General features: G+C 70.9%; 12 protein-coding genes and 1 pseudogene. All 13 read right to left on the reverse strand.

Going from position 1 to position 15,470, the window contains the following annotated elements:
- Positions 1–575 (reverse strand): annotated as a pseudogene (locus tag AVW11_RS37075) (hypothetical protein); the annotation flags it as partial.
- Between the two features lie 234 nt (positions 576–809).
- Positions 810–1,589, reverse strand: a complete 780-nt coding sequence (locus AVW11_RS06130) for a TIGR03936 family radical SAM-associated protein (RefSeq protein ID WP_030840799.1) — start codon at positions 1,587–1,589, stop codon at positions 810–812.
- Between the two features lie 110 nt (positions 1,590–1,699).
- Positions 1,700–2,785, reverse strand: a complete 1,086-nt coding sequence (locus AVW11_RS06135; RefSeq protein ID WP_076043453.1) for a hypothetical protein — start codon at positions 2,783–2,785, stop codon at positions 1,700–1,702.
- Positions 2,786–2,848: 63 nt separating this feature from the next.
- Positions 2,849–4,774, reverse strand: a complete 1,926-nt coding sequence (locus tag AVW11_RS06140) for a TIGR03960 family B12-binding radical SAM protein (RefSeq protein ID WP_183065374.1) — start codon at positions 4,772–4,774, stop codon at positions 2,849–2,851.
- A gap of 73 nt (positions 4,775–4,847) precedes the next feature.
- Positions 4,848–6,368, reverse strand: a complete 1,521-nt coding sequence (locus AVW11_RS06145) for a CYTH and CHAD domain-containing protein (protein ID WP_076043455.1) — start codon at positions 6,366–6,368, stop codon at positions 4,848–4,850.
- A gap of 49 nt (positions 6,369–6,417) precedes the next feature.
- Positions 6,418–7,617, reverse strand: a complete 1,200-nt coding sequence (rodA, locus tag AVW11_RS06150; protein WP_060178037.1) for a rod shape-determining protein RodA — start codon at positions 7,615–7,617, stop codon at positions 6,418–6,420.
- A gap of 15 nt (positions 7,618–7,632) precedes the next feature.
- The gene (mrdA, locus tag AVW11_RS06155; protein ID WP_060178036.1) at positions 7,633–9,804 is read right to left on the reverse strand and encodes a penicillin-binding protein 2; all 2,172 of its coding nucleotides are present in this window, start codon (positions 9,802–9,804) and stop codon (positions 7,633–7,635) included.
- Between the two features lie 13 nt (positions 9,805–9,817).
- Positions 9,818–10,525, reverse strand: coding sequence for a rod shape-determining protein MreD (gene mreD / locus AVW11_RS06160; RefSeq protein ID WP_060178035.1), 708 nt, complete (start codon positions 10,523–10,525; stop codon positions 9,818–9,820).
- Between the two features lie 13 nt (positions 10,526–10,538).
- The gene (mreC, locus tag AVW11_RS06165) at positions 10,539–11,486 is read right to left on the reverse strand and encodes a rod shape-determining protein MreC (protein ID WP_030840773.1); all 948 of its coding nucleotides are present in this window, start codon (positions 11,484–11,486) and stop codon (positions 10,539–10,541) included.
- Between the two features lie 134 nt (positions 11,487–11,620).
- Positions 11,621–12,640 (reverse strand): rod shape-determining protein, encoded by a 1,020-nt coding sequence (locus AVW11_RS06170; RefSeq protein WP_008738981.1) that lies wholly within the window; start codon positions 12,638–12,640, stop codon positions 11,621–11,623.
- A gap of 295 nt (positions 12,641–12,935) precedes the next feature.
- Complete coding sequence (gene ndk, locus AVW11_RS06175; RefSeq protein ID WP_076043456.1) at positions 12,936–13,346, reverse strand: nucleoside-diphosphate kinase; 411 nt, start codon at positions 13,344–13,346, stop codon at positions 12,936–12,938.
- A gap of 99 nt (positions 13,347–13,445) precedes the next feature.
- Entirely contained in the window at positions 13,446–13,814 is a 369-nt protein-coding gene (locus AVW11_RS06180) for a DUF4233 domain-containing protein (RefSeq protein ID WP_030840770.1), read from the reverse strand.
- Between the two features lie 2 nt (positions 13,815–13,816).
- A complete protein-coding gene (gene folC, locus AVW11_RS06185) occupies positions 13,817–15,364 on the reverse strand; it encodes a bifunctional tetrahydrofolate synthase/dihydrofolate synthase (RefSeq protein WP_030840761.1) in 1,548 nt (515 codons plus the stop codon).
- Positions 15,365–15,470 lie beyond the last annotated feature (106 nt).

Here is a 15,470-nt window from a genome sequence, read left to right on the forward strand (position 1 = left end):
GCGGCAGCCTCGGCGGCAGCCGGAGCCTCCGCAACCGGAACCTCGGCAGCCTCAGCGGCCGGGGCGGCCACGGCACGGGTCGCACGACGACGGACCCGCGGAGCCGGAGCCGCAGCAGCCTCCTCCACGACCGGAGCGGCAGCCTCGGCGGCAGCCGGAGCCTCCGCAACCGGAACCTCGGCAGCCTCAGCGGCCGGGGCGGCCACGGCACGGGTCGCACGACGACGGACCCGAGGAGCCGGAGCCGCAGCAGCCTCCTCCACGACCGGGGCGGCAGCCTCGGCGACCGGGGTCTCGGCGGCGGGCTCGACGACGACGGCCTCCACGGCCTGCGTCTTCGGAGCGGCCACGGCGCGGGTCGCGCGGCGGCGGGGACGGGCGGGTGCGGCGGCCGGAGCTGCCTCCTCGACGGGGGCGGGCTCCGTCACCGCAGTCACCTCGGCGGCAGGGGTGCCGCCGGGCGGACCGGCCGGCCGGGAAGCGGCGCGGCGACGCCTGCGCGGGGGCAGGTTGTCGCTGGGGCTGCCGCTGTCGGCGCCGGCGGAGTTGGTGGTGTCGTTCTCGTTGTTGAGCATTGCGGGCGGTTCTCCCGTCACGCTCCCGGGCGCCGCGGCTGACTTCCGGTCCGGCACGGCTCCGCACGATGCGCGGAGCCGGCCTCCGGGGCGCGTTCGCCACACGGGAGCTGTAGTCCATGGCCGCCGGTTCCGTACGTGTTTGCCCGTACGGCCTGGCGGAAGTCTTCAGGTCTGTACGCGGCCCGACCCAGGTGGCTCCCGAGTACCAGGGCTGCGCGACGACGACGATCCCTACGCGGCGGGACCTTCCGGCGCCTTCGCGTCGGCGGTCACGGCGACCGTGGGTGGGGCGGCCGTGTCTGCCTCGCGGTCGGGCGCGAGCGGGTCGGTCACCGTGCCGGACTCCTCGTCGAAGAGCCCCTGCGCCAGCCTGGTCACCGCAGAGGGGACCGGCGGCGCCAGGTCGGCCACAGCTCGGAGACCGGACAGGACGTCGTCGGGTCGCACGGCAGGTGTCAGATGCCGAACAACCAGCCGCAGTATCGCACAGGCATTGTCCAGCGGCCTATCAGCCGGCGCCGGAAGCGCTTCGAGGCTGACGACCGCGCCGCGGGTGTCGAAGGTCCGCACCCCGTTCTTGGTCTTGCGCTGCACCTCGACGCTCTCGGCGGCGAGGAAGACCTCCACGGCCCGCTCGGCCTCGGCGAGCTCCACGCCGTCCAGGCGCAGCTCCCACACGGAGGCGGTCAGCCGGTCGGCCAGGCCCGAGGTGCGGGCCTCGACGGCGTCGATGATGTCGAGTCCGGCCGGCATCGACTCGTCGAGCAGCTCGCGGAGCTTCTCGGGGTCGCGCGGCGCGGCGAGGCCGATCTCCAGGTATTCGGCCTCGCTGCCGGTCCCGGTCGGGGCGGCGTTCGCGTAGCTGACGCGCGGGTGCGGGGTGAAGCCCGCCGAGTACGCCATCGGCACCTCGGCGCGGCGCAGGGCCCGCTCGAAGGCGCGCTGAAAGTCTCGGTGGCTGGTGAACCGGAGGCGGCCGCGCTTGGTGTAGCGCAGTCGGATGCGCTGCACCACCGGTGCGGGAGGCGGGCCTTCGGGCTGTCGCTTGCCCAGTGGTTCTTCTCCTTGTGCGGGGCTCCGCGGCTCGCGCATCGCCCTGAGGTCTGTCGACCCGCTCCGGCTCACCCCTGCCGTCGGGGCAGGGAGATCTCGTCTGCGGGTGCCGCGTCGGCGGCTGTCGTACTACCCAGAGTACGCGCCCGTGACCTCGCCGGTTCCACGGGAGGAGTACCGAAGAGCGCACGGCGTACGGTGGCGCGTGCCTCGCGGACGGCGGCGCGGCCGGTCCGCCAGACCTCGCGCGCGGCGTGGCCGACGGGGGTGAGGACGTGCCGGTACACCCGGGAGGCGGGCCACCCGACCAGCACCCGGCCGACCAGCTTGAGCCCGCGCCACAGGGCGGCGACGATCCGCCCGGCCACGTGCCAGGCCCACACGAGGACCTGCCCGAGCGGGGTGAGGAGGTACCGGTACAGGGCTGCCGCGAGCCATGCGATGCCGAGCCCGACAGGCCGCAGCAGATACCGGTACAGGGCGGCCACGAGCCAGGCCAGCCCCACCCCGACGGGCCGCAGCAGGTACCGGAACACCGCGACGAGGAGCCATACGAGGCCGTGCCCGACGGGGGTGAGCACGTACCGGTACACCGCCGCGGCCAGCCAGGCGATCCCGCGGCCGACGGGTGTGAGCACGTACCGCCACAGCGCGACCCACGGCCAGACGAACAGGGTCATGCCGACGGCCCAGGCGATCCAGGCGACGCCCTTGGCGAGGGGCGCGAGCAGGTAGCGCATACCGCCCCGGCCCAGCCAGGCCAGCCCCGCCCCGAGGGGACGCAGCAGGTGGCTGGTCAGGAACCGGCCGGCCGGCGCCAGCGCCTGGTCGTACAGCCCGCGTGCCAGCCACGCCAGTCCCTGCCCGACCGGGACGAGCAGGTACCGCCACAACCCGATCCACGGCCAGACGAACACCAGCTTGAGCAGGGTGGTCAGCAGCCACCCCAGCGCACGCAGCAGCGGCTCGACGACATGGATGTACAGCGGCCCGAGCACATGCCGGTGCACGGCCCGGGCCGCGGCGACCAGCAGTTCCCACACCACTCGTACGGGCAGTACGACGAGTACGGCGACGATCTTCACGGGGATCCTGATGACGCCCACCAGGCACCCCTCGCCGCCGCCGGCGGGAGCCCGTTTGTCCATGTCCATGCCGTCAAGGACACGACGGAGGCCCCCACCCGTTGCGGGCGGGGGCCTCTCGTGACCCAAGGGTTACTTCACGACCGACAGCGGCAGCAGCTTCTTGCCGGTCGGGCCGATCTGGATCTCGGTCTGCATCTGCGGGCAGACGCCGCAGTCGAAGCACGGGGTCCAGCGGCAGTCGTCGACCTCGGTCTCGTCCAGGGCGTCCTGCCAGTCCTCCCAGAGCCAGTCCTTGTCGAGACCGGAGTCCAGGTGGTCCCAGGGCAGGACCTCCTCGTAGGTGCGCTCACGCGTGGTGTACCAGGCCACGTCCACGCCGTAGGCGGGCAGCGTCTTCTCCGCGGCCTGCATCCAGCGGTCGTAGCTGAAGTGCTCGCGCCAGCCGTCGAAGCGGCCGCCGTCCTCGTAGACGGCGCGGATGACGTCGCCGATGCGGCGGTCACCGCGCGAGAGGAGGCCCTCGACGATGCCCGGCTTGCCGTCGTGGTAGCGGAAGCCGATGGAGCGGCCGTACTTCTTGTCGCCGCGGATCTTGTCGCGGAGCTTGCCCAGGCGGGCGTCCGTCTCCTCGGCCGACAGCTGCGGCGCCCACTGGAACGGGGTGTGCGGCTTGGGTACGAACCCGCCGATGGACACCGTGCAGCGGATGTCGTTCTGGCCGGAGACCTCGCGGCCCTTGGCGATGACGTTGACGGCCATGTCGCCGATCTGGAGCACGTCCTCGTCGGTCTCGGTGGGCAGGCCGCACATGAAGTACAGCTTCACCTGGCGCCAGCCGTTGCCGTAGGCGGTGGCGACGGTCCGGATCAGGTCCTCCTCCGAGACCATCTTGTTGATGACCTTGCGCATGCGCTCGGAGCCGCCCTCGGGGGCGAAGGTCAGACCGGAGCGGCGACCGTTGCGGGTCAGCTCGTTGGCCAGGTCCACGTTGAAGGCGTCCACGCGGGTCGACGGCAGGGACAGGCCCACCTTGTCGTCCGAGTAGCGGTCCGCGAGGCCCTTGGCGATGTCGGCGATCTCGGTGTGGTCCGCGGAGGACAGCGAGAGCAGGCCGACCTCCTCGAACCCGGTCGCCTTGAGGCCCTTCTCGACCATCTCGCCGATGCCGGTGATGCTTCGCTCCCGCACGGGGCGCGTGATCATGCCGGCCTGGCAGAAACGGCAGCCGCGGGTGCAGCCGCGGAAGATCTCCACGGACATGCGCTCGTGGACGGTCTCGGCGAGCGGGACCAGGGGCTGCTTGGGGTAGGGCCACTCGTCGAGGTCCATGACGGTGTGCTTGGACACGCGCCAGGGCACGCCGGACCGGTTGGGCACGACGCGGCCGATACGGCCGTCCGGGAGGTACTCGACGTCGTAGAAGCCGGGGACGTAGACGTTGCCGGTCTTGGCGAGGCGGAGGAGGACCTCCTCGCGGCCGCCCGGCCTGCCCTCGGCCTTCCAGGTGCGGATGATCTCGGTCATGTCGAGGACGGCCTGCTCGCCGTCGCCGATGACCGCGCAGTCGATGAACTCCGCGATCGGCTCCGGGTTGAAGGCCGCGTGGCCGCCCGCGAGGACGATCGGGTGGTCCACCGTGCGGTTCCGGGCCTCCAGCGGGATGCCCGCGAGGTCCAGGGCCGTGAGCATGTTGGTGTAGCCCAGCTCCGTGGAGAAGGACAGGCCGAACACGTCGAAGGCGGAGACGGGGCGGTGGCTGTCCACGGTGAACTGCGGCACCTTGTGCTCGCGCATCAGCTCTTCGAGGTCCGGCCACACGCTGTAGGTGCGCTCGGCGAGGACGCCCTCGCGCTCGTTGAGCACCTCGTACAGGATCATGACGCCCTGGTTGGGCAGCCCGACTTCGTATGCGTCCGGGTACATCAGCGCCCAGCGGACGTCGCAGCTCTCCCACGGCTTCACCGTGGAGTTGAGTTCACCGCCGACGTACTGGATGGGCTTCTGCACGTGCGGAAGCAGGGCCTCAAGCTGAGGGAAGACCGACTCGGTCATCACGCGACTTTCGTGAAGCGGGCAGGGGGCAGCTATCTAGCGTACCCCGACGGCTCAGCCGCCCCCACCCGCATGATCACTGGAGGGCCGCCCGCAGGGCGGGGGCCGAGGCCTTCGCCCAGAGGTCCGGAAGCTCCCGCTCGCGCCGCTCGGCCAGGGCCTCCTCGCGGCCGTAGAGCACGCCCCAGGTGAAAGCGGACTCCCCGGCGTCGGCCGCCTGGGCGGCGAGGCCGCGCAGGGCGTCGCGGGCCACGACGCTGTCCTGGTGGTCGCCGAGCAGGGTCTGGACCTTCTTCACGGCCTTGGCCAGGTGTTTCGCCGGCTTGCCGAGCTCGGGCTCGGCCGACTCCGCCGCGTAGCGGACGCGCTTGGCCGCCTTGCGTGCCTCGTGCAGGGCCACGTCCCGCTCCTTGCCGGCGTCGAGGGCGAGGGCGCTGTCGATGCGGGTGGCGAGGCGGGCGTAGTCGCGGAGCACCGCCTTGGGCAGGACCTTCTTCGGGGACTTGGCGGCGCCCGCCAGCAGCGGGGGCGCGTCCAGCAGGGCGTCGAGGGAGTTCAGCAGGGTGACGTAGCGGTCGCTGTCGAGGGCGGCCAGGGCCCTGCGGCGCGAGCCGGAGCGCCGGGCGGTGTTCCATGTCCGCAGCCGGCTGCGGACGGGGCCGGTCAGCAGGGTGCGCGGCAGTTCGGCGAGGTGCGACTGGAGGCGCTCCATGAGGACCTCCTGGTCGCGGTCGACCCCGAGTTCGGCGGCCAGCCAGCGCAGCTCCTCGCCGATCGGGTCGGTGACCTCGCGGTCCAGGACCTTGCGGTAGGTCTTGAAGGCGCTGCGCAGCCGGCGGGTGGCGACCCGCATCTGGTGGACGGAGTCCGGCAGGTTCCGCCGTACGGCCGGGTCCTGGGCGACGAGGGCGTCGCGCTGCTCGGCGAGGTACGCCACGACGTGCGCGCCGGCGGTGCCCTCGGGGCCGCCTCCGGCGGGCCGGGCGGGGGGCTCGGCGTCGGTCTCGGCGAGGGCGCGGGCGAGTTTGGAGGGGGCGTCGGAGACCTTGAGCCCGGCCTTGCGGAAGGTCTTCTCGACGGCGTCGAGCAGGTCGGGGTCGACGCCGTCGGCGAGTTCCACCTCGACCTCGGTCCAGCCGGCGGTGGTGTCGCCGCGCTCGGCCAGGACCTCGTCGGTGCTCAGTTCGGCGAGGAGTGCTCCGTCGGCGTCGAGCAGGTGGCTGACGCGGCGCGAGGAGACCAGGCGGACCTGCGGCCCGAGGCCGGCGTCGCGGACGCGGGAGCGTACGAGGGCGGCCAGGGCGGGTGGGACGGTGTCGCTGAGCTCCGCCCCGACCTCGTCGCGCACCCCCGGGGAGACGGGCAGTTTGAGGTGCCAGCCCTCGTCGGCGCCGCCCGTTCTGCGCCGGAGGGTGAGGCCGTCGGCTGCGAGCCGCTGGTCGGGGGTGTCGTAGTAGACGGCGTCGAGGTCCACGGTGCCCTGGTCGGTGACGGCCGCGATCGCGGCCGTCCCCGTCAGGTCCGGCACCCCGCGCCGGGCAGATTTGGCCTTGGAGAACTCGAATTTCCGCTCGATCTCGCGCTTTGTGTCCGCCATGTACCGAACTTAGTCCTGAACGGAACACGTCTGCAGGATGAACGGAACATCAGGCTGACAATGGCCGCTGGACCTTGATCGACTGGAGGAGTCCGACCGCTATCCACACGGCGAACATCGAGGAGCCTCCGTAGGACACGAACGGCAGCGGCAGACCGGCGACGGGCATGATGCCGAGGGTCATCCCGATGTTCTCGAAGGACTGGAAGGCGAACCAGGCGATGATGCCGGCGCACACGATGGTCCCGTAGAGCTCGGTGGTCTCCCGGGCGATCACGCAGGCCCGCCAGAGGATGACGCCCAGCAGCACGAGGATCAGTCCGGCCCCGACGAAGCCGAGCTCCTCGCCGGCCACGGTGAAGACGAAGTCCGTCTGCTGCTCGGGCACGAACTGGCCGGTGGTCTGGGAGCCCTTGAAGAGCCCGGAGCCGGTCAGGCCGCCGGAGCCGATCGCGATGCGCGCCTGGTTGGTGTTGTAGCCGACGCCGGCGGGGTCGAGCTCGGGGTTGGCGAAGGCCGCGAAGCGGTTGATCTGGTACTCGTCGAGCACGCCGAGCTGCCATATCAGGACGGCTCCGCCGACGCCGGAGGCGAGGAGGCCGATGACCCAGCGGTTGGAGGCCCCGGAGGCGAGCAGCACGCCGAGCACGATGACGACCATGACCATGACGGAGCCGAGGTCGGGCATCAGCATGACGATGCCCATCGGGGCGGCGGCCAGGCAGAGCGCCTTGACGACCGTGCGGTGGTCGGGGTGGGCGAGGTCGCCCGCGTCCACCCGGGTGGCGAGCAGCATCGCCATGACCAGGATGATCGTGATCTTCACGAACTCGGACGGCTGGAGGGAGAATCCGCCGCCGATCACGATCCACGCGTGGGCGCCGTTGATGGTGGCGCCGAGCGGGGTCAGCACGGCGAGGATGAGCACGAGGGAGAGGCCGTAGAGGACGGGCACGGCGCCGCGCAGGGTGCGGTGGCCGAGCCAGACGGTGCCGATCATCAGCACCAGGCCGATGCCGGTGTTCAGGGCGTGCCGGGCGAGGAAGTAGTAGGGGTCGCCCTGGTTCAGGGTGGTCCTGTTGCGGGTGGCCGACCACACGAGCAGGGCGCCGAGGAAGGACAGGGCGAGCGAGGAGAGCAGGATCGGCCAGTCGAGCCGGCGCAGCACGGAGTCGCGGGCGGTGAGCTTGGCCATCGGGCCGCGCTCGGGCGCGTACCGGGAGACGGAGAACTTGTTGGCGGTTGGCATGTCGGTATGGGGTCCTCAGTCGTGCCGTGTCGGGGGAGGCCCGGCGAGTGCCGGCGGTTCCAGTTCCTCCGGGGACGGCGGTACGTACGGCCGGATCTCGGGGGAGTCGATGGAGCCGTCGGGGTTGATCTTGGGCAGTTTCGCCTCCGGGGCCGGCAGCAGGGCCTTCTTCAGGTCCTGCTTCCCGTCCATGGTCAGACCGTAGAGGGCGTTGTAGAGGTTGCGGACGGCGGGGCCGGAGGCTCCTGAGCCGGTGCCGCCCTGGGAGATCGTCATGACGATCGTGAAGTCCTTGGTGTAGGTGGCCAGCCAGGAGGTGGTCTGCTTGCCGTAGACCTGGGCGGTACCCGTCTTCGCGTGCATCGGGATCTTGTCCTGGGGCCAGCCGCCGAAGCGCCAGGCGGCGGTGCCGCCGGGCTCGACGACCATGCGCAGGCCCTTGTCGAGGTCCGCGACGGTCTGGGCGGCGATGGGGAGCCTGCCGTGGGACTGGGGCTTGATCATCTCGATGCGCTTGCCGTCGGGGCTGATCACGGCCTTGCCGACGGTGGGGTTGTAGAGCGTGCCGCCGTTGCTGATGGCGGAGTAGGCGGTGGCCATCTGGATGGGGGTGACGAGGACGTCGCCCTGGCCGATGGCGAAGTTGATGCTGTCGTACGCCTTGAGCTGGTTGCCTTCCAGGCAGCTCTCGTAGGCGATCTGCTCGACGTAGGTGCCGCCCCGCTTGCCCTGCTTGCACCAGGAGTTCTTGTTGGCCGCCCAGAAGCTCTGCTTCCACTGGCGGTCGGGGATGCGGCCCTTGACCTCGTTGGGCAGGTCGATCCCGGTCTCGGAGCCGAGGCCGAACTCGCGGGCGGTCCGGTAGAACCAGTCGTGGGCGTCCTTCTTGGGGCTGAGGCCTCCGTCGCGCTGCCACTCCTTGTGCCCGAGGGCGTAGAAGACGGTGTTGCAGGAGAACTTGAGGGCTTCGCCGAGGGTGATGGGGCCGTGCCCCTTGGACTCGAAGTTCGCGAAGCTGCGGCCGCCGAGGCTGTAGGAGCTGCTGCAGTTGTACTTGTCGTTGAACTTGTAGCCGGCCCGGACCGCGGCGCTCGCGGAGACCACCTTGAAGATGGAGCCGGCGGGGGCCATGCCCTGGATGGCCCGGTTGAGCAGCGGGTAGTTGGAGCTCTTGCTGGTGAGCTTGGCGTAGTCCGCGCCGGAGATGCCGCCGACCCAGGCGTTGGGGTCGTAGTCGGGCTGGGAGGCCATCGCGACGATGCGGCCGGTCTTGGCCTCCATGACGACGACGGCGCCCGAGTCGGCCTCGTACTTGCGGCCGGTGATGTTGTCGGTCTCGTTGCGGACGACCTTCATCGCCTGCTGGAGCTCGAATTCGGCGACGGCCTGGACGCGGGCGTCGATGCTGGTGACGAGGGTGGATCCGGCGATTCCGGGGTCGGACCTGGTCTGGCCCATCACCCGGCCGAGGTTGTCGACCTCGTAGCTGGTGACCTGCGCCTTGCCGCGCAGCTCGCGGTCGTAGGTGCGCTCGATCCCGGAGCGGCCGACCTGGTCGGACCGCAGGTGCGGGGAGTCGGTGTCCTTGGCCTTCTGGATCTCGTCGTCGGTGACGGGCGAGAGGTAGCCGAGCACCTGTGAGGTGCGGGCGCCGCCGGGGGCCGGGTAGCGGCGGACGGCGGTGGGCTCCGCGGTGATGCCGGGGAACTCCTCGGGTCGTTCGCGCAGCTGGAGTGCCTGCTGGGTGGTCGCCTCCAGGGTGACCGGGATCGGCTGGTAGGGGGAGCCGTTCCAGCAGGGCTTGGGCGTCTGGGAGTCGCAGAGCCGGACCTTGTCCATGACCTCCTTGGGGGTCATGTCCAGCACGTCGGCGAGGCGGGTCATGACGCCCTTGCCCTTGTCCTTCATCTTCATCAGCGCGGTGCGGCTGGCGGAGACGACCAGGCGGGTCTCGTTGTCGGCGAGGGGGACGCCGCGGGCGTCGAGGATGGAGCCGCGCACGGCGGGCTGGACGACCCGCTGGACGTGGTTGCTCTTGGCCTCGTGGTAGTACTCCGCGCCGTTGCGGATCTGGAGGAACCAGAGCCGGCCGCCGAGGGTGACGAGCATCGAGAAGACGAGGACCTGCATGATGACGAGCCTGATCTGCACCCGGGAGGTGCGGCCGGTCTCCGGGACGTTGGTCACGTCTGCTCCTCCCTCACAGCTTCTTGGCGCTCTTCACACCCTTGGTCGGCTTGACGCCCTTTATGCGGACCGCCTTGTTGGCGCGGGACCGCGCGGTCTTCAGGCGCAGGCCGCCGCGCTGGCTGCCGATGCGCAGGCCGGTGCCGCCGGCCAGCCAGCCGGCGGAGACGTCGGCGGCCTTGCCCGTGGGGCCGCCGCCGGCCTCGACGGCCATCGGGTCGTTCTCGGCCTTGCGGGCCAGCGCCATGATCCAGGGGACGGTGAAGGGCGCGAGCAGCAGGTCGTAGAGGGTGGCGGTGAACACCAGCCCGGTCAGGCCCACGTGGCGGGCGGCGGTGTCGCCGACGAGGGCGCCCACGCTCGCGTAGAGCAGGGTGGAGCCGATCGCGGCGGCGACGACGGTCAGCATCGGGCCCCAGGCGGAACGGAACCGCCCGCCGTCGGGGCGGACGAGGCCGGCGACGTAGCCGATGACGCACAGGACGAGCGCGTACCGTCCGGCCGCGTGGTCGGCGGGCGGTGCCAGGTCGGCGAGGAGTCCGGCGCCGAAGCCGATGAGCGCTCCGCTGACGTGCCCGTACACGAGTGCGAGGGAGACGACGGTGAGGAGCAGCAGGTCGGGTACGGCGCCGGGCAGTTGGAGCCGGCCCAGGACGGTGACCTGGATGACGAGTGCGACCACGACGAGCGTGGCCGAGAGCAGGATCCGGTTGAAGCGCATGCGGGGTCGGCTCCTAGTCGTCGGCCGGCTGGGCGAGCGGGCTGGCGGACCCGGACGGGGTGACCGTGACGGTGACCGTCGGGGTGGGCTTGGGGGCCTCGGGCTTGGGCGGCAGGACGGCGTCGCGCGGGTCCTCGCGCGGCGGCATCACCACGACGCCGACGATGTCCAGCCGCGAGAAGCCGACGAACGGACGCACCCATACGGTGCGGGTCAGGTCGCCGCGCGAGGGGTCGACCTTGACGACCTCTCCGATCGGCACGCCGGGCACGAAGGGCTTGTTGCCGCGGGAGCCGAAGGTGACGAGCCGGTCGCCGGGGCTGACCTTGGCCTTTCCGTTGAGCATCTGGACGGACAGGGCGCGGTCGCCCTGGCCGGTGGCGAAGCCGAGTTCGCCGGTCTTCTCCAGGCGCGTGCCGACGGTGAAGTCGGGGTCGTTGGCGAGGACGACGGTGGCGGTGTCGGGGCCGACGGTGGTGACGCGGCCGACGAGTCCGTCGCCGTTGAGGACGGTCATGTCGCGTTCGATGCCGTCCTTGCTGCCGGCGTCGATGGTGACGGTCCAGGAGAAGCCCTGGGCCGCTCCTATGGCGATGACCTCGGCGCCCTTGATGCCGTACTGTCCGGCGCCGGCCCGCTTGAGCATCTCGTCGAGCTCGTGGATGCGGCTGCGGGTCTGGTCCTCGCTGCCGAGCCTGGCCTTGAGCGCCGCGTTCTCGCGCTCCAGCGTGGCGATGCGGTTGTGGCGCTCCCCGGAGTCCCGTACGGCCCCTATGGCGTTGGCGACCGGATCGACCGCGGTCGCCACACCTTCCTCGACCGGCCCGAAGACCGCCGCGGCGGCCTGCCGGGCACCGTCGACCGGTGACTCCTCGCCTGCCCTGATGTCCACCGTGATCAACGCGAACGCGATGGCGATCAGAAGCACCAGGAGCAGCCGGCTTTCTCGTGTGTCCCTCACGTGCGGCGGCCGTGCCTTCCTCGTCGGAATTCTCTTTTGCCTGTATATCAACGATCCGCCGCACGGGCCCGGTAGCACCCGTACGGCGGATCCTTGTGTTCCGCTTGGCCCCTCCCCTGCCGGGAGGGGTGTGGTCAGCGACGGGGCTGAGCGTCCAGGACCTGCTGGAGGGCCTCGAACTCCTCGACGCACTTGCCGGAGCCGAGCGCGACGGAGTCGAGGGGGTCCTCGGCGATGTGGATCGGCATGCCGGTCTCCCGGCGCAGCCGCTCGTCGAGGCCGCGGAGCAGGGCGCCGCCGCCGGTCAGGACGATGCCGCGGTCCATGATGTCGCCGGACAGCTCCGGCGGGCACTTGTCGAGCGTCGTCTTGACCGCGTCGACGATGGCGTTGACCGGCTCCTCGATGGCCTTGCGGACCTCGGCGGCCGAGATGACGACCGTCTTGGGCAGGCCCGAGACCAGGTCGCGGCCGCGGATCTCGGTGTGCTCGTCCTTGTCGAGGTCGTACGCGGAGCCGATGGTGATCTTGATCTGCTCGGCCGTCCGCTCACCGAGGAGGAGGGAGTACTCCTTCTTGATGTGCTGGATGATGGCGTTGTCGAGCTCGTCGCCGGCCACCCGGATGGACTGTGCCGTGACGATTCCGCCGAGGGAGATGACGGCGACCTCGGTGGTGCCGCCGCCGATGTCCACGACCATGTTGCCGGTGGCCTCGTGGACGGGCAGGCCCGAGCCGATGGCGGCGGCCATGGGCTCTTCGATGATGTGCACCTGGCGGGCGCCGGCCTGCGTGGACGCCTCGATGACCGCGCGGCGCTCGACTCCCGTGATGCCGGAGGGAACGCAGACCACGACGCGCGGGCGGGCCAGGTAGCGACGCTTGTGGATCTTGAGGATGAAGTACCGGAGCATACGCTCGGTGATCTCGAAGTCGGCGATCACGCCGTCCTTGAGGGGTCGTACGGCGACGATGTTGCCGGGCGTGCGCCCGATCATCTTCTTCGCCTCGGAGCCGACCGCGAGGATGCCACCGGTGTTCGTGTTGATGGCGACCACGGACGGCTCGTTCAGGACGATCCCCCGGCCCCTCACGTACACCAGCGTGTTGGCGGTCCCGAGGTCGATCGCCATGTCACGGCCGATGAACGACATGTTGTTCCCCTTGTTCCCCATGAGGAGCGTCTGGCCTTCCAGTTGATAGCGGCTGCTGTCAGGTCGGCGAGGTGGGTGTGTGGGTGGAGGCCCCATCGTAGTGCCGGGGTACGGACACCGCGCGACGGGACTCCGGCAATCCCGCCGGAATGGATACCCGCCCCCTTAGTGGTGACGACGTCTCCTGCCCAGGCGTTCCCGCTCGGGCCCGGAATTACCTGGGGGCGACCGAAATTACTTCGGTCGCCCCAGGTCATGAGCGCTATTCGGCTGATGTCTCGTCAGGAATGACTGATCAGAGCGCGGGGAAGAAGAGCTTCAGCTCACGCTCGGCGGACTCCTGCGAGTCCGAGGCGTGGATCAGGTTCTCGCGGGTGACGGTACCGAAGTCGCCACGGATGGAGCCGGGCGCCGCGGCGATCGGGTCGGTGGGTCCGGCCAGCTGGCGGACGCCCTCGATCACGCGCTCCCCCTCGACGACCAGGGCCACGACCGGGCCGCTGGACATGAAGCCCATGAGCGGCTCGTAGAACGGCTTGCCCTTGTGCTCGCCGTAGTGCGCCTCCAGGGTCTCCTGGTCGAGCGTGCGCAGCTCCAGTGCGGGAATGGTCCAGCCGGCCTTCCGCTCGATGCGGCCGATGATCTCGCCGACCAGGCCACGACGGACGGCGTCGGGCTTGAGCAGGACGAGGGTGCGCTGGGTCATGTTGCGGCTCCTTGCGGCATACGGGTGCGGTAGGGCGAATCTACAGGGCCGTCCGGGGCGCTCCCGCCGCCCGGGTGGCCCGGGGACCCCTCGGATCCGTCAGGCGGTGTCGGCCGCTCCGGACGCCGCGGGAGCCTCCTGTGCGGCGGCCCACCGCTCCTTGATCGAGTCGATCTTGCGGCCGTAGTGCACGGAGCACCACCACAGGCCGGCGAACACCGCGCCGAGGAAGAACATCGTCGGGACGACGAACCCGCTCGCGATGAGGCCGATCTGCAGGGCCCAGCCCAGCTGGACCGCCCCGGGGCGCGACAGCATGCCGCACAGCAGCACCGACAGCAGCATCGAGACCCCGCACACCGTCCAGACCGTGGCCTGGGTCAGGTCCGGGTCCTTCATGGCGACCAGTCCCGCGAAGCCGATCACGAAGAACTCGCCGATCAGCGTGCTCGCACACAGCGTGCGCATCCTCAGCCCCTCTTCAGCAGCAGGCGGGCCTCGCCCACCGTGATCACGGAGCCGGTCACCAGGACCCCGGCCCCTCCGTACTCGGCCTCTTCCTCCGCCAGCGTGATCGCCGCCTCCAGGGCGTCGTCCAGCCGCGGCTCCACCTGCACCCGGTCCGTGCCGAAGACCTCGACGGCGACGGCCGCCAGCTCGTCCGCGCCCATCGACCGGTGGCTGGAGTTCTGCGTGACCACGACCTCGGCGAAGATCGGCTCGAATGCCTCCAGCACCCCGCGCACGTCCTTGTCCCCGCTCGCGGCCACGACGCCGACGAGCCGGCTGAAGCCGAACGCCTCGGTGACCGCTTCCGCGGTGACCGCCGCGCCCGCCGGGTTGTGCGCCGCGTCCAGGATCACCGTCGGGCTGCGCCGCACGACCTCCATGCGGCCGGGCGAGGTCACCGAGGCGAAGGCCTTGCGCACGGTGTCCACGTCCAGCACCCGGGCGTGCTGCCCGCCGACCCCGAAGAAGGCCTCGACCGCGGCGAGCGCCACCGCCGCGTTGTGCGCCATGTGGGCGCCGTACAGCGGGAGGAAGATGCCGTCGTACTCGCCGCCCACACCGCGCAGCGTCAGCTGCTGCCCGCCGACCGCGACCTCGCGCGAGACGACGCCGAACTCCATGCCCTCGCGGGCCACCGTCGCGTCGACCTCGACGGCCTTCTTCAGCAGCACCTGCGCCGCGTCCACCGGCTGCTGCGCCAGGATCACGGTCGCGTCCTGCTTGATGATGCCGCCCTTCTCCACGGCGATCTCACCGGGCGTGGAGCCGAGCCGGTCGGTGTGGTCCAGGCTGATCGGGGTGACCACGGCGACGGAGCCGTCGATGACGTTGGTCGCGTCCCAGCTGCCGCCCATGCCGACCTCGACCACGGCCACGTCCACGGGGGCGTCCGCGAAGGCCGCGTAGGCCATCCCGGTGAGCACCTCGAAGAAGGACAGCCGGAACTCCTCGGCGGCGTCGACCATCTCCACGTACGGCTTGACGTCGTGGTACGTCTCCACGAAGCGCTCGGCCTCGATCGGCGCCCCGTCGAGGCTGATCCGCTCGGTGATCGACTGCACGTGCGGGCTGGTGTAGCGGCCGGTGCGCAGCTCGAAGGCGTTCAGCAGCGCCTCGATCATGCGGGCGGTGCTGGTCTTGCCGTTGGTCCCGGTGACGTGGATGGAGGGGTACGCGCGCTGCGGCTCGCCCAGTACGTCCATCAGCGCCGCGATCCGCGACACCGAGGGCTCCAGCTTGGTCTCACCCCATCGGGTGGAGAGTTCCTGCTCCACCTCCAGCAGCGCCTTGGCGACCTCCGGGTCGACGGGCCGGGCGGGCACCGGGTCCCCCTGGGGCGGTCCGGCCTGGGCGCGCAGGGTGCGGCTGCCGGCCTCGATCACCGCCAGGTCGGGGTCGCGGTCGGACTCTTCCGCCACGATCTGGTCGAACTCGTCGAGTTCGCCGAAGGCACCGGCGAGGTCTTCGTCGTCGTGGCGGTCGTGGTTCTCGGGCTGCTGGTCACTCACAGGGCCAGTCTACGGACGGCCACCGGCAGGACTTTCGGCCCGGCCGTTTCGGGACCTCCGGCGGCCGGAGCGACCGGATCGTTATGCAAGCCTTGCCAGCAGCAGA

Origin of the sequence: Streptomyces amritsarensis (assembly GCF_001953875.1) — a bacterium.
GTDB lineage: Bacteria > Actinomycetota > Actinomycetes > Streptomycetales > Streptomycetaceae > Streptomyces > Streptomyces amritsarensis.